The organism is Nonomuraea sp. NPDC050394 (genome assembly GCF_044459065.1).
Classification (GTDB): domain Bacteria; phylum Actinomycetota; class Actinomycetes; order Streptosporangiales; family Streptosporangiaceae; genus Nonomuraea.
This window is the reverse complement of record NZ_JBITIO010000012.1, coordinates 129,175-146,847: the sequence shown is the minus strand read 5'-3', so window position 1 is coordinate 146,847 and position 17,673 is coordinate 129,175. Positions and strand designations below refer to the sequence as shown.

General features: G+C 71.5%; 17 protein-coding genes. 12 read left to right on the top strand and 5 right to left on the bottom strand.

Annotated features, from left to right (window positions below; genetic code table 11):
* Nucleotides 1-44: 44 nt before the first annotated feature.
* The 4 genes from ACIBKY_RS37905 to ACIBKY_RS37890 all read left to right on the top strand — a co-directional run bounded on the left by ACIBKY_RS37905 (nt 45) and on the right by ACIBKY_RS37890 (nt 4,495).
* Nucleotides 45-554, top strand: a complete 510-nt coding sequence (locus ACIBKY_RS37905) for a PadR family transcriptional regulator (RefSeq protein WP_397104557.1) — start codon at nt 45-47, stop codon at nt 552-554.
* On the top strand, nt 551-1,243 hold the full coding sequence (locus tag ACIBKY_RS37900; protein WP_397104555.1) for an ABC transporter ATP-binding protein: 693 nt from the start codon (nt 551-553) through the stop codon (nt 1,241-1,243). Before ACIBKY_RS37905 ends, ACIBKY_RS37900 begins: the two co-directional genes overlap by 4 nt.
* Nucleotides 1,240-3,720: an FtsX-like permease family protein gene (locus ACIBKY_RS37895; RefSeq protein ID WP_397104553.1), complete on the top strand. Its 2,481-nt coding sequence runs from the start codon at nt 1,240-1,242 to the stop codon at nt 3,718-3,720. Before ACIBKY_RS37900 ends, ACIBKY_RS37895 begins: the two co-directional genes overlap by 4 nt.
* A 133-nt stretch (nt 3,721-3,853) precedes the next feature.
* Nucleotides 3,854-4,495: a TetR/AcrR family transcriptional regulator gene (locus ACIBKY_RS37890; protein ID WP_397104551.1), complete on the top strand. Its 642-nt coding sequence runs from the start codon at nt 3,854-3,856 to the stop codon at nt 4,493-4,495.
* Here ACIBKY_RS37890 and ACIBKY_RS37885 read toward each other — a convergent pair.
* The gene (locus tag ACIBKY_RS37885; RefSeq protein WP_397104549.1) at nt 4,387-4,941 is read right to left on the bottom strand and encodes a VOC family protein; all 555 of its coding nucleotides are present in this window, start codon (nt 4,939-4,941) and stop codon (nt 4,387-4,389) included. The two genes, ACIBKY_RS37890 and ACIBKY_RS37885, sit on opposite strands and share 109 nt — an antisense overlap.
* Entirely contained in the window at nt 4,938-5,834 is an 897-nt protein-coding gene (locus ACIBKY_RS37880; protein ID WP_397104547.1) for a sigma-70 family RNA polymerase sigma factor, read from the bottom strand. The genes ACIBKY_RS37885 and ACIBKY_RS37880 overlap by 4 nt, the downstream gene beginning before the upstream one ends.
* Before the next feature lie 117 nt (nt 5,835-5,951).
* Here ACIBKY_RS37880 and ACIBKY_RS37875 point away from each other — a divergent pair, with 117 nt between their 5' ends.
* The 4 genes from ACIBKY_RS37875 (at nt 5,952) to ACIBKY_RS37860 (ending at nt 9,435) form a co-directional block, all read left to right on the top strand.
* Nucleotides 5,952-6,365 (top strand): VOC family protein, encoded by a 414-nt coding sequence (locus ACIBKY_RS37875; protein ID WP_397104545.1) that lies wholly within the window; start codon nt 5,952-5,954, stop codon nt 6,363-6,365.
* A 270-nt stretch (nt 6,366-6,635) separates the two neighbouring features.
* Complete coding sequence (locus ACIBKY_RS37870; RefSeq protein WP_397104543.1) at nt 6,636-7,007, top strand: DoxX family protein; 372 nt, start codon at nt 6,636-6,638, stop codon at nt 7,005-7,007.
* A gap of 332 nt (nt 7,008-7,339) precedes the next feature.
* Nucleotides 7,340-8,824, top strand: coding sequence for an FAD-dependent oxidoreductase (locus tag ACIBKY_RS37865; protein ID WP_397104541.1), 1,485 nt, complete (start codon nt 7,340-7,342; stop codon nt 8,822-8,824).
* Nucleotides 8,821-9,435 carry a TetR/AcrR family transcriptional regulator gene (locus ACIBKY_RS37860; RefSeq protein ID WP_397104539.1) on the top strand — a complete coding sequence of 205 codons (615 nt, stop codon included), beginning with the start codon at nt 8,821-8,823 and terminating at the stop codon, nt 9,433-9,435. The genes ACIBKY_RS37865 and ACIBKY_RS37860 overlap by 4 nt, the downstream gene beginning before the upstream one ends.
* Before the next feature lie 13 nt (nt 9,436-9,448).
* Here the strand turns inward: ACIBKY_RS37860 and ACIBKY_RS37855 are convergent, their stop codons facing one another.
* The 3 genes from ACIBKY_RS37855 to ACIBKY_RS37845 form a co-directional block, all read right to left on the bottom strand.
* Nucleotides 9,449-9,922, bottom strand: a complete 474-nt coding sequence (locus tag ACIBKY_RS37855; RefSeq protein WP_397104537.1) for a hypothetical protein — start codon at nt 9,920-9,922, stop codon at nt 9,449-9,451.
* Nucleotides 9,923-10,145: 223 nt separating this feature from the next.
* Nucleotides 10,146-11,036 (bottom strand): phosphotransferase enzyme family protein, encoded by an 891-nt coding sequence (locus tag ACIBKY_RS37850; protein ID WP_397104535.1) that lies wholly within the window; start codon nt 11,034-11,036, stop codon nt 10,146-10,148.
* 80 nt (nt 11,037-11,116) lie between these two features.
* The gene (locus tag ACIBKY_RS37845; RefSeq protein ID WP_397104533.1) at nt 11,117-11,968 is read right to left on the bottom strand and encodes a helix-turn-helix transcriptional regulator; all 852 of its coding nucleotides are present in this window, start codon (nt 11,966-11,968) and stop codon (nt 11,117-11,119) included.
* Nucleotides 11,969-12,069: 101 nt separating this feature from the next.
* On the opposite strand from ACIBKY_RS37845, the gene ACIBKY_RS37840 reads away from it, so the two are divergent.
* The 4 genes from ACIBKY_RS37840 (at nt 12,070) to ACIBKY_RS37825 (ending at nt 17,578) form a co-directional block, all read left to right on the top strand.
* Entirely contained in the window at nt 12,070-13,503 is a 1,434-nt protein-coding gene (locus ACIBKY_RS37840) for an MFS transporter (RefSeq protein ID WP_397104531.1), read from the top strand.
* A 142-nt stretch (nt 13,504-13,645) separates the two neighbouring features.
* Nucleotides 13,646-14,695, top strand: coding sequence for a hypothetical protein (locus ACIBKY_RS37835; protein ID WP_397104529.1), 1,050 nt, complete (start codon nt 13,646-13,648; stop codon nt 14,693-14,695).
* A 215-nt stretch (nt 14,696-14,910) separates the two neighbouring features.
* Nucleotides 14,911-16,095: an FAD-dependent oxidoreductase gene (locus ACIBKY_RS37830; RefSeq protein ID WP_397104528.1), complete on the top strand. Its 1,185-nt coding sequence runs from the start codon at nt 14,911-14,913 to the stop codon at nt 16,093-16,095.
* 208 nt (nt 16,096-16,303) lie between these two features.
* Complete coding sequence (locus ACIBKY_RS37825; protein ID WP_397104526.1) at nt 16,304-17,578, top strand: erythromycin esterase family protein; 1,275 nt, start codon at nt 16,304-16,306, stop codon at nt 17,576-17,578.
* Nucleotides 17,579-17,673: the final 95 nt, after the last annotated feature.

Sequence of the window (17,673 nt, the reverse complement as noted above, 5' to 3'; positions counted from 1 at the left end):
CATCACCTTGAGTAGGGCATACCGCGTATGCATACTAAGTACTCATGCCAGTCAGACACGGGCTGCTCGCCCTCCTGGGCAGAGGGCCGCGGCATGGCTACCAGCTGCGGGTCGAGTTCGAGGCGTCCACAGGGGCGACCTGGCCGCTCAACATCGGCCAGGTCTACACGACGCTGTCCCGCCTGGAGCGCGACGGCCTGGTCGAGGCGGGCGAGGCGGACGCGCAGGGCCGCGTCGTCTACACCATCACCGCGGCCGGTCAGGAGGAGGTGGCGCGCTGGTTCAGCACCCCCGTGATCCCCTCCGACCGGCCGCGGGACGAGCTGGTCATCAAGCTGGCCGTGGCCGTCGCGGCCAGGCAGGGGGACGTCGCGGAGGTCATCCACACGCAGCGGACGGCGACGATGCGCACCCTTCAGCAGCTGACCAGGGCCAAGCGCGCCGCCACGGGAGGCGCGGCCCAGCGGCTCGTGCTCGATTCCATGATCTTCCAGGCCGAGGCCGAGCAACGGTGGCTGGACCACTGCGAGGCCGTTCTCGAGGAGGAAAGATGACGTTCGTACGGCTGGCCGAGGTGGCCAGGGTCCATGGCGAAGGAGCGACGGCCGTACACGCGCTGAAGGGTGTGAGCCTCGCGGTCGACGAGGGAGAGCTCGTCGCGGTCATGGGCCCGTCCGGGTCCGGCAAGTCGACCCTGCTCAACCTCGCGGGCGCGCTGGACCGGCCCTCGTCGGGAACGGTGTACATCGGCGAGCAGGATCTGGCCGCCGTGCGCGACCTGGCGGCACTGCGGCGCCGCCGCGTCGGGTACGTCTTCCAGGACCTCAACCTGATCACGTCGCTGACGGCGGTGGAGAACGTGATGCTGCCGCGGGAGCTCGACGGCGTGCGTCCGGGCCCGGCCAGGAAGGAGGCCATGGCGGTGCTGTCCGAGATCGGCGCGCAAGACGTGGCCGACCGCTTCCCCGAGGAGCTGTCCGGTGGCCAGCGCCAGCGGGTCGCGATCGCCCGTGCGCTGGTGGGTGAGCGGCGTTTGCTCCTGGCCGACGAACCGACCGGCGCGCTCGACACTCCCACCGGCGACGAGATCATGCGGCTCTTACGGGCCCGCTGCGACGCGGGCGCGGCGGTCCTGCTGGTCACCCATGAGCCGCGCTACGCCGCCTGGGCCGATCGGGTGGTGTTCCTGCGCGATGGGATGATCAGCGACACCACGGACACGTCGCTGGTGAGTGCCCGATGAGCGCCGGACTGGTCGCGCTGCGCCTCGCCCGCCGGAACGTGCGGCGTTCCCGGGGCCGGAGCGCGCTCATCATGACGATGATCGGCTTACCCGTCCTGGTGATCGCGGCGGTGCTCACCCTCATCCAGACGATGGAGATCAATCCGCGCGAGGGGCGGGTGGCCGAGCTCGGCACGGCCGACGCCCGCCTCGTCCAGACGCCGAAGGGCATGGTGGTACGGCAGCAGCCGGACGGGACGATCTGGAATCCGGGAGACGGCGCCGCGGCCGCGGCCGGATCCGCCGAGGTGGGGGCCCTGCTCGGGCCGGGCACCCGGTTGATCCCGTTCGGCACGGGCATGCTCCGGCTGGGCACCGAACGGGTCGACGCGCTGGAGACCGACCTGCGCGACCCTCTCACCAGCGGGATGATGACCCTGAACGAGGGCAGGCTGCCCGCGGCCGCCCACGAGGTCGTGGTGACCCCCGCGCTCGGCCTGCGACCCGGCGGCCTCCTGCGGCCACCCGGCGCGGCACCGCTGACGGTGGTGGGCGTGGTCGAGCACCCGCATCGGCCCACGCTTCGCAAGGTCGTGGGCCCGGACCTTCCGCTGGCGGCCGCGGATCATCTGGGGGCCACGCACGAGTACGGCCCCGGCTGGCTCGCCGACACCGCGCGGCCCGTGTCGTGGACCAGCGTGCCCGCGCTGAACAAGGCCGGCCTGTACGTCACCTCCCCCGCCATACTCCCCGGTCCCCCGCCCGCCCGCCTCAGCGTCCGGTACACGGTCGGGCTCGGCGCCATGGTGATCATGGTGGTGCTGGAGACCGTGCTGCTGGCCGGGCCCGCCTTCGCGGTCGGGCTCAGGAGACGGCGGCGGGAACTGGCGGAGATCGCGGCCCAAGGCGGCTCGGCGGGACACCTGCGGACGATCGTGCTGGCCGACGGACTGATCCTCGGCGGCGCGGCCACCATCGTGGCGAGCGTGCTGGGCATCGGAACCGGGGCGGTGGGCGCCCAGGTCGTGGCGCGCTGGGGAGGGCAGGCCGGCCCGGTCGAGGTGCCGTGGGCGCCGGTGCTGGGCGTTGCCGTGCTGGGCCTGCTCGCCGGGATCGTGGCGGCGCTGGTGCCGGCCGTACAGGCGGCTCGGCAGGACACCGCGAGCGTGCTGGCCGGCCGCGCGCCCGCGGTGGCCGATCGGCCCGGATGGCCCCTGTCGGGGGCCGTGCTGGTGCTGGTCGGGCTGGGGGCGACCGTGGTGGCGCGGCGCCAGCCGGCCCCGACGTGGGTGTGGGCCGCCGCGGTGCTGGTCATGATCGGCCTGGTGATGCTGACTCCCTGGCTGGTGCGCTTCACGGGCCGGGTGGCCCCCCGGCTGCGGCTTCCGCTGCGGGTGTCCGTCCGCGACGCCGTCCGCCACCGATCCCGTACGGCGAGCGCCGTGGCGGCCGTCATGGCGGTCACGGCCACGGTCGTCGCCGTGGGCATCGGCGCCCAGAGCGAATTCATGGACCGGCGCAACGCCTACACCTCCGCGCGCCCGACCGGCATGCTGGCGATCTGGGGCGGCACCATGGCCGACAAGACGTGGACCAGGCTTCGCGCGGAAGCGGCCCGGCAGTTGCCGGGTGTGCCGCTGACCGCCGGCTATCAGGCGAACGACGCCCAGGGCCGCCGCTACGCGTTGCGGTACACGGTGCGATGGAACGGGACTCGCCTGCGGCGCACGGCGGCCATCGGCGACCAGGCCCTGCTCAGGCTCCTGCAAGGGCGCCATGATCCGCAGGCGGCCGCGGCGCTGGCGAGCGGCAAGGCCGTGGTGTTCGACGCCGCCGCGGTGCGCGATGGCAAGCTGGCGCTACGGGCGGGTTCCACGTCCGGCCCCCCGCGCACTTTCGAAGTGCCGGCGGTGCCGGCCACCCCCGCCGCCGAGTACCAGGGCGGCGCGCTGCTGCCACGCGCCCTGGTCGAGCAGGCCGGCTTCTCCACGGTGGAACGCCAGCTCTACACCATGTACCGGCCGTCGGCCGGCTCCACGCTGGCGAACGATCTCGCGAAAGTGACCCACCGGGTGACGGTCGCCTCCGAGGAAGGCTTTCGCAATGTGCCCTCCCCCGGCTTGTGGGGGTGGCTCGTGGGCGCTCTGGTCCTCGTCGTCGGTGGCACGCTGGCCGCCACACGCCTGGCGGCCGCCGACATGCGGCCCGAACGCTCGACGATGATGGCGATCGGCGCCCCACCCGGGACGTTGCGGATGGTCGTGGCGGGCCAGGCGCTCTACATCTCCGGGCTCGGCGCGCTGGTGGGGCTGGTCGCGGGAACGGTGACGGGCGTGGCGCTGAGCCGGCCGATGACGACCTACGGCACCGGAGATCCCGCCACGATCGCCCTGCCGTGGCCGTTCTTGATCGCGGTGGTGGTGGGGCTGCCGGTTCTGGCGACGGCGGCGGCGCTGATCACCCGGACCAGGCTGCCGCTCGCCCCCCGGCTCCTGTGACATCGGCGCGCGGGGCCGGGGCATTCGGTGAGGCCCCGCGCGGTTCGGCGCCCCGCGATCGGACACGGTGTCCCTCAGTTGAGTTTACGATTCATCTATTGAATATAAGCTCGGCAGAAGGCTTGGTGCGATCTTGGAGAACGAGACAGGGCGGCGCCGCTACACCTCACTGCGCCGCGTGACGCAGGCGCATCAGACGCGAGCGGAGATCGCCGACGCCGCGCGCAGGCTGTTCCTGTCGCAGGGCTGGGCGGCGACCACCGTGCGCGACGTCGCCCGGGAGGCGGGGGTCTCCGTTCCGACCGTGTACGCGGCGTACCAGAACAAGGCGGGGCTCGTCTGGGCGCTGGCCGACGCCGCGGACCTGGCCGCGGGCCTGCCCCAGGCGATCGACGAACTGGAGGCCACCGACGACCCCCGAAGGCACCTGGCCACGATGGCCGGCTACGACCGGCGTCTTTTCGAGCGCGCGGGTGATCTGATCATGCTGATACGCGAGGCGGGCCGTACCGAGCCCGATCTCGCGGACGTCTATCTGCGGGGCCGGCGACAGGTCGGCGAGTACCGCGCCCAGGTGTTCTCCTCCTGGCCGGACGGCGCGCTCCGCCCCGGGCTGGACGTCCCGACCGCCATCGACATCTACGCCGCCCTGTGCAACATCGACGTCTACACCACCCTTCTCATCGAACGCTCCTGGTCGCCGGACCGGATCGAGAGCTGGTGGGGTGAGGCGCTGGCCCGCGAACTTCTGAGCCCCTCGCCCGGCGCCCCGTGAGAGCAGGGCGACGCCGCGCGACACGATCCGGCGTCGTGACCTGGCCGGTGACCGGCTTCGCACGGTGTGGCGGGTTCGGTGAATCGCAGCATGTTGCCGGTCGGGTCGAGGAAGGCACAGTCCCGGGTGCCGTCGGGCCGGTTGATCGGTTCCTGCATCACCTCGGCACCCGCGGCCTCGATGTGCTCGAAGGTGGCGTCGCAGTCATCGGTCACGAAGATGAGACAGCCCGGCGACTCCATGGCCATCAGGTCCGTGCCGGGTGCGGTGAGATGGATCCGGAGGTCCGGCTGCGAGGGCGGGGTGACGCTCACCCATCGCATCGCCGTGAAGGCGACGTGCTCGCCGGCCTCGAAGCCGAGGACGTCCCGGTAGAAGCCGAGTGCCTCGTCGACGTCGTGGACGGTCAGCGCGCAGGAGACGAGCCGCAGCGCCGGGCCGGTCACTGCCGCTCCCTGTCGCCGGTGGTGAGGACGACGATGTCGAGATCGCGCAGCCGTTCCTCGTCGGTGTCGATGACGATGCGGGTGATCTTCCCGTCGCTGACGGTGAACGTGAACACGGCCTTCGGCCGGCCGAGATGGAACCAGACCGCCGACGCGACGCCGTCGACCAGCGCGAGCCGGGCGGCTTCAGCCCGTCCGGCGAAGAAGGTCGCCACCGCGTGGCTGCCGCGGACCTCGCCGACCACGACATCCGGATCGAGTATCTCCAGCAGGGCGGCGAAGTCCCCGTTGCGGGAGGCGGACAGGAAGGCGGCGACGATCTCCCGCTTCGGCGAACGCGCGGCGCCGGAGGCGTCGGCCGCTCCCTGCAACCGGCGCCGGGCGCGGCTGGCGAGCTGCCGGGCCGCCGCCGGGGAACGGTCGATGATCTCCCCGATCTCGCCGAACGACACCGCGAAGACGTCGTGCAGGACGAACGCGAGCCGCTCGGCGGGCGTCAGCGTGTCCAGCACCACCATCAGCGCGACACCGACCGAGTCCGCCAGCAGCGCCTCCTCCTCCGGGCCGGACTGGCCGGTCGGATGGATGCCCGCGTGATCACCCGGGTGGAGGCTCGTCCGCGGTGACGCCGGTTCCGGCGGCAGTGCCCCGGCCGGTTCCTCGCGCCGGTTACGGCGTGCCTCAAGCATGTTCAGGCAGACGCGCGCGGTGATCGTGGTCAGCCAGCCGGCCGGGTTCTCCAGCTCACTGGTGTCGGCGCGGCTGACCCGCAACCAGGTCTCCTGCACCGCGTCCTCGGCCTCGCCGGGTGAGCCGAGCATCCGGTAGGCCAACGCGTGCAAGCGGTCCTTGTGCTCGGTGAACCGCTCGCTCAGCCAGTTCTGCTCGGCCATCTGTCACATTCCTCCATCTCGCCGGTCATATCTCTTGACCGGCGAACCCACGCCGTTGTGACGTCCCCGGGATGTCCGGCCTGCCGGTCACACCTCTACTACATAGGGAGATATGTCATGAAAGCGCACGTTAGCTCGATCCTTCTCGGCGTCCGGGACCTCGACCGGGCCAAGCAGTTCTACACCGAAGGGCTCGGCTGGAAGATCAAGGACGACTACGGCATCTCGGTGTTCTTCGAGTCGGACGGAGCCTCGCCCGTCGGCTTCTACGGCCGCGAAGGCCTGGCCGGCCAGGTGGGCACGAGCCCGGAAGGCAGCGGTTTCAGCGGGCTCGTGCTGACCTACGTCGTGCGTAGCGAGGCGCGGGTGGACGAGATCATCGCGGAGGCCCAGAAGGCCGGCGCCACGATCCTCAAGCCCGCCGGCGCCCTGCCGTGGGGCGGGTACGGCGGCGTGTTCGCCGACCCGGACGGCTACATCTGGAGCCTCGGCTACAGCGCCCACGGAACGGACCAGCCGTACGCGGAGTAGAAGACACGCCTGACACGGCCCCTCAGTGGTGAAGTGAGCCCGGCGCCGACGCGGGAAACGTGTCGGCGCCGGGCCGGGATCTCGGGTGGTGCCGTCCCCGGAGGTGGGTTCTTTCGGGCGCCGGTGGCCGGTTCGGACATCAGCGGGATCGCCGCGACGTCCCGGTTGTCCCCGTGGCGGCCGCTCGTTCGTCGCCCGGATATGAGCGACAACGCGTCCGAGCGGCAGCGGACTGCCCCGAACCTCGACGGCCACAGGTGAGACCCCTCCATGAACGTGTTCTTGTGGATCACGCAGGCGATCCTCGCCGCCATGTTCGCCATGTCCGGCCTGGAGAAACTCCTCCGGCCCAAGGACAAGCTGGCCGGCAGGTATCCGTGGACGCGGACGTTCTCCCCGACGGTCGTGCGGGCCATCGGCGTGACGGAGATGCCGGGCGCGATCGGGCTGATCGTGCCGGCCGCCGTCGGGGTCGCACCCGTCCTGACGCCGATCGCCGCGACCGGCCTGGCGATCATGATGGTCCTGGCCGGGGCCATGCACCTGCGCAGGAAGGAGCCGTCCGGGCTGAGGGTGACCGCCGTCCTGCTCGTGCTCTGCGTGCTCGTCGCGTGGGGGCGATTCGGCCCCTACGGCTGGTGAACGCGGGCCGCACCACGACCACCGATGCCGCGAACAACAACGACCAGGGCGTCGCGCCCACCGGCAGGCCCATCACGTGCGGCGGCTCGGGGTGTTCTCGCGTACGGGACGGATGAACCGACATGACGCAGGCGAACGGCGTGCCGCCGCAGATACGGCGGAACGGGCCGGTCGTGGGCATACCGCTACTCCTGGCCTGGAACAGGGTCGTCGGCCGGTCCCTCCAGGACCGCGGCCCGGTCGTCGTGCTGAGGAGCGTGGGCTGGACAAGACGGGCCCATCAGCTGCACTATTTGTTTACGGAACCGTCTCGTAAATATATTGGAGGTTCGATGGACACGGACGTCCTGGTGGTCGGAGCCGGACCGGTGGGGCTCGCGCTGGCGTGTGGACTGCTCCAGCACGGCGTCTCGGTACGCGTCATCGACCGGGCCGCGCTCCCGTCCGCCACCTCCCGGGCGAACTTCGTCCACGCACGGGGCTCGGAAGTGCTGGACCGGCTGGATGCCCTCGACGGCCTGCCGCAGGAGTCGGTACGGGCGATGACGATCACCACCTACGCCGGCGACCGGCCGATGATGCGCATCCGGTTCGGCGACCCCGGGCTGGGCACCGCCGCTCCGCCCATGGTGATCTCCCAGGCACGGGTCGAGGCGCGGCTGCGTGAGCGGCTGACCGCCCTGGGCGCCCGGCCGGAATGGGGAAGCGGCCTGGTCGAGGCCCGGCAGGACGGCACCGGCGTCACCGCGGTGCTGGCCGGCGGCGCGAGCGTCCGGGCCGGGTGGATGGTGGGCTGCGACGGCACCGGCAGTACGGTGCGCAAGCTGGCCCGCATCGGATTTCCGGGGGTGAAGGTCAGCGAACGGTTCCTGCTCGTCGACGGCCACCTTGACGGCGAACCGGCGCTGGACCGGTCGGGCACCAGCGGCTGGGTACACGCCGATGGCATGCTGGGCGCCATGCCGATGCCGGGCGGCCTGTGGCGGCTGATCGCGTACGACGCCGCCTTCCACGACGACAAGCCAGGCGAAGAGCAGATCGCCGAGCGAATGCGGCGTATCCTCCCCGCGCGGACCGGGCTGTCCGGCCTGCGCCTGGGGGAGGTCACCTGGGCGTCGCTGTTCAGCGTGCACCGGCGTCTGGCCGATGCCTACCGCGCCGGACGCGTCCTGCTGGCCGGGGACGCCGCGCACGTGCACGCCCCGTTCGGCGGCCAAGGCATGCTCACCGGGCTCGGTGACGCCGAGAACCTCGCATGGAAGCTCGCCCTCGTCGTTCAGGGCCGGGCCGGGGACGCTCTGCTGGACACCTACGAGGCCGAACGCCGCCCGCTGGCCACCGCGGTGTTGCGCGGCAGCACCGCCGCCACCAAGGTCAACATCGCGGGCGGCCCGCTCGGCCGGCTGCTGCGCGACCAGGTGCTGCTGCGCGTCTTCAACCAGGCGTGGATCCAGCGGTGGACCACCTACACCACCTCCCAGCTGTGGGTGAGCTACCGGCGCGGCCCGCTCGGCGGCAGGCGCGGCGCCAAGCCCCGCCCCGGTGACCGCGTCGGCGATCTGGCGTGCGAGCGTCCCGACGGCAGCCCCACCCGGCTGCATGCCGAGTTGCGAGGCACCTGGGCCGTGCTCGGCGACGATCCGGGCGCCGAGTCCGCCTTCGAGGCGGCCCGGCGGCGGCTCGGCGACCGCGTCGTCCGGCTCCGCCCCGCCGCATCCGCCGGCGGGCTCGCCCTGCTCATCCGCCCGGACGGCCACCTGGCCTGCAAGGGCGGCTCCACCGAGGTCACCCGCTGGCTGAACGGAGCCCTGGGATGACCGCCACCCGAGGCCGGGGACGTCCGCGCGACCCCGGGACCGACACCGCGATCCTGGCCGCCGCGCTGGAGCTCTTCGTGGAGCGGGGGGTCGAGGGCACCAGCATGGAGCAGGTCGCCAAACGTGCCGGCGTGGGCAAGCTGACCCTCTACCGCCGCTGGAGCAGCAAGGAGGATCTGCTCGCCCAGGCCATCGAGCAGTGGGTCCGCGCCGAGGTGATCCCATCGGCCGCCGACGTCCACGCCCTGCGGCCGCGTGACATCGTCGAGCGCGTCCTGCCGGCGGCGGCCGAGATGGCCGCCGGCGCGGACTTCCGGGCGCTGGTCGCCCGCATCATGGGCTCGGCGGTGAGCCACCCGCAGCTGATGGCCGTCTACTGGGAGCACTACATCCTGCCCCGGCGCGAGCTGGCCGCCGTGATGCTGCGCCGCGCCCAGCAGGACGGCACCGTGGCCGCCGACGCCGATCTGGACGTGCTGATCGACATGATGGCCGGCGCGGTCACCTACCGTGTCCTGCAGCCCAGCCCGCCGGACGCCGCCGAGATGCTGCGCTACCTCACCGCGATCTACCGCCAGGCCGGGCTGTACCCATCCGAGAAGGACGGCTGATCGCTCACCGTGGTCAGTCCTCGATGACCTCCAGCCGGAGTTCGCGCAGGTGACCGGGGTCCGCTATCAGGTTGATCCCGGTGATCCTCCCCGCGGTGATCGTGAAGTCGAACGCCATGCGCGGCTGCCCGCCCGCCGGCCAGACGGCACCGGCGCCCCCGTCGATCAGCGCCGGCCGGGCGCCCTGGGCACGGCCGCGGAAGGTCCCGGCCACCGCGGAAGCGCCGCGCGGCCGTACGGACGCGCCCGTCAGCACGGCCGCACGATCGGAGTGCAGCACCACGTCCGGGTCGAGCAACGCGGGCAGGGCGGCGAAGCCGCCGCCCCGTGAGGCCGCGAGGAAGGCCGCGACGATCTCCCGCTGCCGCGGCAGGCCGGCGCCGGACGGCGGGTCCGCCCCCTGGACCCGCCGACGGGCCCTGCTGGCGAGCTTCCTGGCCGCGGCCGGAGAGCGGTCCACGATCGGTGCGATCTCCTCGGACGGCACGGCGAAGACGTCATGCAGGTCAGCCGCCCCCTCAGGTTCTCCACCTCGCCGGTGTCGGAACGGCTGGGCCGCAGCCACGCCTCCTGGACGGCAGTGAGCTCTACGAACGCGTCGCCGCGCCCGCCAACCTGGTGATCATGTTCGTCTTCGCCCTGCTCAACCGGCCGGACCCGCTGCGCGGGGAACGACCGCCCGGCGTGTCCCAGCGTGCGTGAGACGAGGGTCAGGGCCGGAGGCGGTGGAAGAGCTCGGTCCGGTCGTGGTGGTAGTCGAGGTCCTCCTGGTCGTGCCTGACCCCGCGGGCGACGGACTGCTCGAAGTAGGCGGCCTCCCTGCGCAGCTTGTGCCTGATCAGCTGGGCCAGGGCCTCGTCGTCGAGGTCCGCGGCCGTTCCGCCCTCGTCCAGGTACGCGTCGGCGAACCGCCGTACCAGGGGGAGCTCGTCCTCTCCCCATTCGGTCGCGGCGGCGGCCAGCTCGTACTCGGGGGCGCCCACGAAGGACTCGTCCCAGTCCAGGACGGCGGTGAGCACGTCGCCACGGACCAGCGTGTTGCCCGCGTAGTAGTCGCCGTGCAGGGGATGACGGCTCGTGTGCGTCCGGTGGAACTCGGTGAGCCAGCGATCCAGACCGGGGTCGTCGAGGCCGCCGTGCCCTCCCGGGCCGTCCTCGGCTCCGAACAGCCCGTACTCCGCGAAGGACCGGATAGGGCGGGGTCCCGGGCGGGCCGTGGACAGGGCGTTGTGGAGGCGGGCCAGCAGACGGGCCGCCTGGAGCGCCTGCTCCGACTCCTGCGGCCAGCTCCCTTGAACATGGGGCCACAGCGACACCGGCCGCCCTTCCACCCGCGTGACCGTCGCGCCGTCGAACGTGGCCAGCGGCGCGACCGCCTCGGGCATCCGGGCGGCGGCGTGCCGGGCGACCGCGTGACACCACTCCGTTTCCTCGCTGCCGCGCCACTCGGGACCGACGCGGACGACGTGGTCTCCGAGCTGGTACGCGGCCGACTCTTCGCCGCCATGCAGCCGCACCGCCTCTCCATGGCCGTCGACTCCCCACTTCTCCTTGACGGCTCGCCGGACGGTATCGGTCAGAGGGATCACCGCGTAGATCATGTGCCTACTCTACGAACGCCGTGTACGGCATGGCCCCGGCACCCCGCCGCACGCGTACGGCTGCGCGGGTCATGACACCGCTACGCCATGGTCGCGGCGAGGCCTGACAACTGTTCCAGCCGCCGCGACGTCTCCTCGTCGCCGGGGGTCATCACCGTCAGCCGGTGGCCCGTCTCCGTGACGTCGGTGGAAACGAAGTTCAGCCGGAGAAGCCCCACCAGCGGACTCTCAAGGCGTTTCACCTCGTAGTGCTGGAGAAGCACGTCGTGGCGGCTCCACAGTCGCGCGAACTCGTCCGACCGCTCCAGTAGCCGCCCGACCACGCCGGAGGCATCCGCGCCCGCCGTCCCGGCGCTCGCCGCGGCCCGCATCCTCGCCACCATCCTGGTCGCGACGACGTCGTCATCGACGTAACGGCCGCGCCAGTCCGGGTCGGTGAAGAACTGCACGGCGCAGTTACGTTCACCGGGTGGGATCAGGTCCATGTCGGTGAACAGGTGCCGGTAGGCGCGGTTGTAGGCCACCACGTCGAACAGCCGCGTCTGCAGGCACGCGGGATAGGGATCCAGTTTGTCCAGCACCGGCCGAAAGGCCGTCAGCAGAGCCGGGTCGCATCCGACCGGATCGGTGGCCGGTGTCCGCACCCCGGCAAGCCTCCGCAGGTGCCGCGTCTCCGCCTCGTCCAGACGCAACGCCCTGCCGACCGCTCGGAGCACCTGCGTGCTGACGTTGATCGGCCGCCCCTGCTCCAGCCAGGTGTACCACGTCACCCCCACCCCCGCGAGCACCGCGACCTCCTCGCGTCGCAGGCCCGGCGTGCGGCGTCGTCCGGTGGCCGGAAGCCCGACCTTGCCGGGGCTCAACCGCTCGCGCCGGGTGCGGAGGAAGTCGCCGAGCTCACGCCGGGCACTCGGGGAGATCGTGTCGGTCATGACTCCATACTGCTGCACCCACGGTCGCCCAGCCAGGTTCGGCTAATACCCCCATAAACAGGCTTCTGGTACCCGGATCCGCGAACGAGCAGCATCGGCACGTGACCACAGCTTCCCCTCCAACGACCCGATCCCGGCCACGAACGCTCGGGCTTCCCGGGCTCCTCGCCACCCTCTCCGCCCTGCTCCTCTCGGTGGTCAGCTTCGCCGCCGCGGGCATCGCCGTCCCCGATATCGGCGTGTCTCTGCACGCATCCCCTGCCGAGCAGTCGCTCGTGGTGTCGGTGTACTCGCTCGGCTTCGCGGTGCCGATGGTCCTCGGCGGCCGCCTCGGTGACCTCTACGGACGCCGCCGCCTGTTCCTCCTCGGCATGGCCGGATTCACCCTCTTCTCCCTGATGGCGGCCCTCTCCCCCGCCGTCGGCGTCCTGATCGCCGCGCGCGCCCTCACCGGCGTCTGCGCGGCGGCGATGGTTCCTCAGGTGCTCGCGACGATCACCGCCTCGACGCAGGGCCGCGAACGCGCCAGAGCCGTCGCGTTGTTCGGAGCCACCGCTGGAGGCGCGACGGCGATCGGGCAGGTCCTCGGCGGAGTGCTCCTCTCCGTGCCGCTCCTCGGCGCCGGTTGGCGCACGGTGTTCGCGGTGAGTGTCGTCATGGGCGTCGTCGCGTTCCTCGCGGCCCTGCGCTGGGTGCCCGCCACCAGTTCCCCCGGCCACCGCTCACTTGACCTGGTCGGCACCGTGCTTCTGGGCGCCGCCCTCCTCTCGTTGCTCGTCCCGCTGTCCCAGGGCGCCGCGCTCGGCTGGCCCGCGTGGTGCTGGGCACTGCTCATGGCCGTCCCCGTCCTGTTCGCCGCGTTCTGGAGGTCGCAGTCGCGGCTGCATCGCGCCGGCCGCGTCCCATTGGTCCCGCCGCCGCTGTTCCGCCTGGGTTCCTACCGTGTCGGCCTCGTGATGGCCCTCATGCTCCAGTCGGCCTTCGGCGCGTTCACCTTCCTCTACGCCCTCACCACCCAGACCGGGCTGGGCTGGACCCCGACGCACGCCGCCCTCGTGCTGCTTCCGTACGCGCTCTGCTTCTTCGCCGTCTCCGTCTGGTCCGGCAAACTCGCACCGCGCTTCGGATTCCGCCGGCTGCTGATCATCGGCGGCGTCATCCAGGCGGCGATGCTGGCGATCACCGCGACCTCGGTGTTCCCGCAGGGCACCGGCCTGAACTCCTGGACCCTCGCCGCATCCCTGGTCGGCGTCGGCATCGGGCAGGCGTTCATGTTCGGGCCCCTCGTCGGCGCGATGATCGCCGACGTCCCCCCGGCTTCCGCCGGTGCCGCGTCAGGAGCGCTCCAGACGACACAACAGGCCGCGATGGGCCTGGGCGTCGCCGTCGCCGGCGGGCTCCTCGCCGCGGCGACCGCCGGGCCGGTCCCGCCCGCCGGCGGCACCTACACCACCGCACTCGCCGTGTGCATGATCGTCCAGGCCGCCTTCGCCGTCGCCTTCGCCCTCTGCGCCCTCACCCTCCCCCGCCGCTGATCCCCCGGCGCCACCCTGCGCGCCGGGACCACCTCGGGCACCCACCAGGTGACGCCGACCTGGGCGGCGTTCTCCACCGAACCGGCACAGGCAAAGCCTCGATTATCGGCTCGCCACGGCCGTCCCATGTAGCGTGGTGAAAATGATCTCAGGCGAAGGAACATCGCCATGGACCGTCAGAGCGGCGGCGCTGCTGTCGTTGGCCCCGCTGCCGTTCGGTGTGGTGGTGACGGCGTTGAACATCTCCGTCACCGGCGAAGCGGAGCAGGTGGTCCGGGAGGCGCTGGCCGGGCGGCCCGATCTGATCCGGTTGGGGCTGCAGCACGTCGACTCCGTCGCCCGAGCGCGTACGGCGGAGATCGCGGCGCTCTTCGTCCTGTTCGCGCTGGTCATGGGCTGGCTGGCGTGGATCGCGTGGCGTGGGTCGTCGAGCAGGTCCGGGCTGGTTCCGTCGCTGGCCGTGGTGGTCAGCTTGAGCTACGGGTTCTGGCTGTTTCAGGCGTACCTGAGCCACCCTGTCACGGACGACTTCTGGTATCCGCTGTGGGATTCCTGGTACGAAACCCGTCCGGGCAGAAGCGGGCTTGAGCCGTTCACCGGGCACACGACGGTACCGCCGGAGTACGAGTCCGCCCTCGCCACGACGCTGGTGGCGGCGTCGGGGGTTCAGCTCGTGGTTCTCATCCTGCTGATGCTGCCCGCGTCGAGAAGCCGGCTGAAGCGGACCACGGTTCACCCGCGGGCCGGCATCCTTCTCGCGCTCGTGGGACCGGCGTCCGCGGTGGCGTACGCCGTGGTCAACTTCCTGGGCATCAGCAGGGCTGCCGGCCTGATGGAAGAGCAGGGGTTCCACGGCCCCGTCCACATGGCCGCGAGCGCCCGGGAGATGACCTGGCAGATGGCCCTCGTGCTCTTCGTCCTGGCGGCGATCTTCTGCACAGTGCTCCTGCCGGGCCGGCGATGGCTCGCGCCGTACGTGGCGCTGACGGCGTTCTACGTCCTGGTTCTGCTGTTGGCCTTGGCCGGGAACCTGAGCGAGATGTCCAGCGAAACGAGCGGCTTCACCGACTTCCGTCCCTGGTGGCGGACCCCCGCCGTGGTCCACATCGCCGTCGTTGCCGCGGTGGCCCAGGTCGTCAGCCTCGTTCACGCGTTCGAAGCCAGATCACGCCCGCCGGTCACCACGCCTTGAGACGCCGGGCACCGGCACGTCTGCTCGCCCCAACCGCCCCCGCCGGCCCGGATCGGATGGGCTCAGTGATCGGGGGCGGCGGTGATTTCTCCATTTTCTTCATCACCCGTTGAAGTATGATCCCCATGCGGCTACATTCTCCAACGGGTGATGAAGAATGGATGTGCTGATTGCCGGCGGCAACCTCAGCGGGCTGACCAGAGAAAGGCTCTGACATGAACCAACGGCTACGCGTGCTCATCGCGGGCGCCGGCCTGGGCGGGCTCTGCCTGGCACAGCTCCTGCGCCGGGCCGGCGTCGACGTGCTGGTCTTCGAACGCGACGCCGGCCCGTACAGCCGGGCCCAGGGACATCGCGTGCACCTCGATCATCGCGGCGAGGACGCCCTGCGCGCCTGCCTGCCCCACCACCTCTTCGCTCTGTACGAGGCCACCCGTGGCCAGCCCAGCGAACGCCTGATGCTGATCGACGCCGAGGGCGAGCACCTGCGGGAGATCCCCGTCCCCCCGCTGCCCGGCGACACCTCGATCATCAAGAGGGGCCGGGCGGTCAGCAGATCCACCCTGCGCGAGATCCTGCTGGCCGGCCTGGACGACGTCGTCCATTACGGCAAGGCACTCACCCACTACGACCACGACGTACGGGCCTGGTTCGCCGACGGCACCCATGTGAGCGGTGACGTCCTCGTCGGCGCCGACGGGATCGGCTCCGCCGTACGAAGGCAGCGCCTTCCCCAGGCACGGATCGACGACCTGAACATCCGCTGGATCGGCGGCAAGACCCCCGTCACCGCCGACATCGAACGCTCACTGCCCGGCGGGCTCCACAACGCCTTCGCCGCCGTCACCGGCATGGACCCCGCGATGATGATCGGCTACATGCGCTTCGGGAACCCGCCCCGGGCCACGGCCGAACGGCTGGCGCCCGGCCTTCGCCTCACCGACACCGAGGACTTCGTCATGTGGGCGATCACCGTACAGCGCGATCGGCTCACCGTCGCGGACGCCGCCCTGCCCGCCTCCGACCTGCACCGGCGGGCTCTCGACCTCACCACGACCGCGCACCCGGCCCTGCGCCGCGTCGTCGGGCGAGCCTGGCCCGAGCACACCTTCCACCTGTCGATCGGCACCTCGGTCCCCGTCCCCGCATGGGACAGCGACCACGTCACCCTGCTCGGTGACGCGATCCACGCCATGCCGCCCTCCCGCGCGTCCGGTGCGAACACCGCGCTCAGCGACGCCGCCGACCTGGGCCGGCACCTGATCGACTCCCAGCGGGGCCGCGGCAGCCTGCCGGAGGCGATCGGCGCCTACGAACACACGATGATCGAACGCGGCTTCGCGGCCGTGGAGTCCTCGACGCTGGCGATCGACGCCTTCGCCCGAAAGATCATCCGATGACCGGCGTCTGACGTTCCCGAGCGGCAGAGTATCGCGGGGACACCTGAATGAAGCGCGGGCGGCCGGCCGTAAGGCCGGAGCAGTAGCGCGAGAGGCGACTGCTCTGCGGGGAGTAGCGGAAAACCACTCCCGGGGGACGACGATCATCGCCGGCGCACCGTGGCATCGTCTTCGGCGAAGGGACGTGGCGACGGTATGGAGGCGAGAGATGACCGGCCGGCGGACTGTGAAGAACTGGATTCGTGATCACGGGTCCGCGCTGCACACCCTGGACTTCGAGGCTCCCCTGGATGATCTCGAACCGCTCCGGGACATCGTGGGCGGCGCGCGGGTGGTGGCATTGGGCGAAAGCTCCCACCACATCCGGGAGTTCTACCAGGTGCGCCATCGAATCCTGCGCTTCCTGGTCGAACGTTGCGGTTTCCAGGTGTACGCCCTGGAGGCCCCCTTCACCCAGGGCCAGATCCTGGAGGAGTGGGTGCGGGGCGGAGCGGGGACGGTGGAGCAGGTCGCCGAGACCGGCATCGCCATGTCCCTGGGGCGATGCGGGCAGATGTACGAGGTGCTGACCTGGATACGGCAACGGAACGAGAAGCCCGACGGCCCGTCGCTCAGATGTGCCGGGACCGACCTGCCCGGCGCCTTCGGATCCCCTCTGCCCGCGCTCGAAGCGCTTGCCGGCTACCTGAGCAGGGCCTGTCCCGGCGCGCTCCCCGCCCTGGAGACGGCGGTCAGCGTGACACGCGGCTTCCACGACCCGGTCACCATGCGCGCCTTCGCCCGCTACCAGGAACTCGGCCCCGGCGAGCGGGACACGCTGACCAGCGCGTTGAGCGAGCTGACGGCCGCCATGCGGCGGCTCACCTTCGTCCAGCGGAGCCGGGGCCACGGGACCGAGCACCAAACAGCGCTGTGGCACCTTCGCGGGGCCTGGTACCTGGATCAGCTCCATCGCGCCACCGCCGCCGGGGAGAGCTTCGAGGTCGCGTCGACGTTCCGCGACATCTACATGGCGGAGTCCGTCCTGCGGCTGCTGGACGGATCCGGTGATCGCGTCGTGCTGGCCGCGCACAACTGGCACATCCAGCGGACTCCCGCGGACGAGGACGGCGATCGCCGGCTGCTCCCGGCCGGAGCCCACCTCGCCGCCGCTCTGGGAGACGACTACCGCGCCATCGCCGTGACCTCAGGCCACGGCCGCACCACCACCGTGGGCGAACCGACACCGGAGCGCCCCGAGGGCACCTGGTACGACGCGCCGCTCCCGCCGCCCACCGGCCACAGCATCGAAGCGGCGTTCCCCACCGACGCACTCTGGACCCTCGCGGACCTGCGCGCGGCCCGGTCCCGGGTCGAGGACGCGGCAGCCTTCCAGACGTCCCGCATGGCCGACTACTTCCTGAACATGCCGGTGTTCGACGCCTTCGACGCCATCGCCCACGTCTCGCACACGACCGGCACCGACTACGTGACACGGCGCTGAGCGATCCTCACCACCCGGGCCCGGTATCCTGCGTGAGGGGTGACCCCACCGTCCGGTCCATGGCTCGCGAAACCCTACCGGCGGCCCTCCCGCAG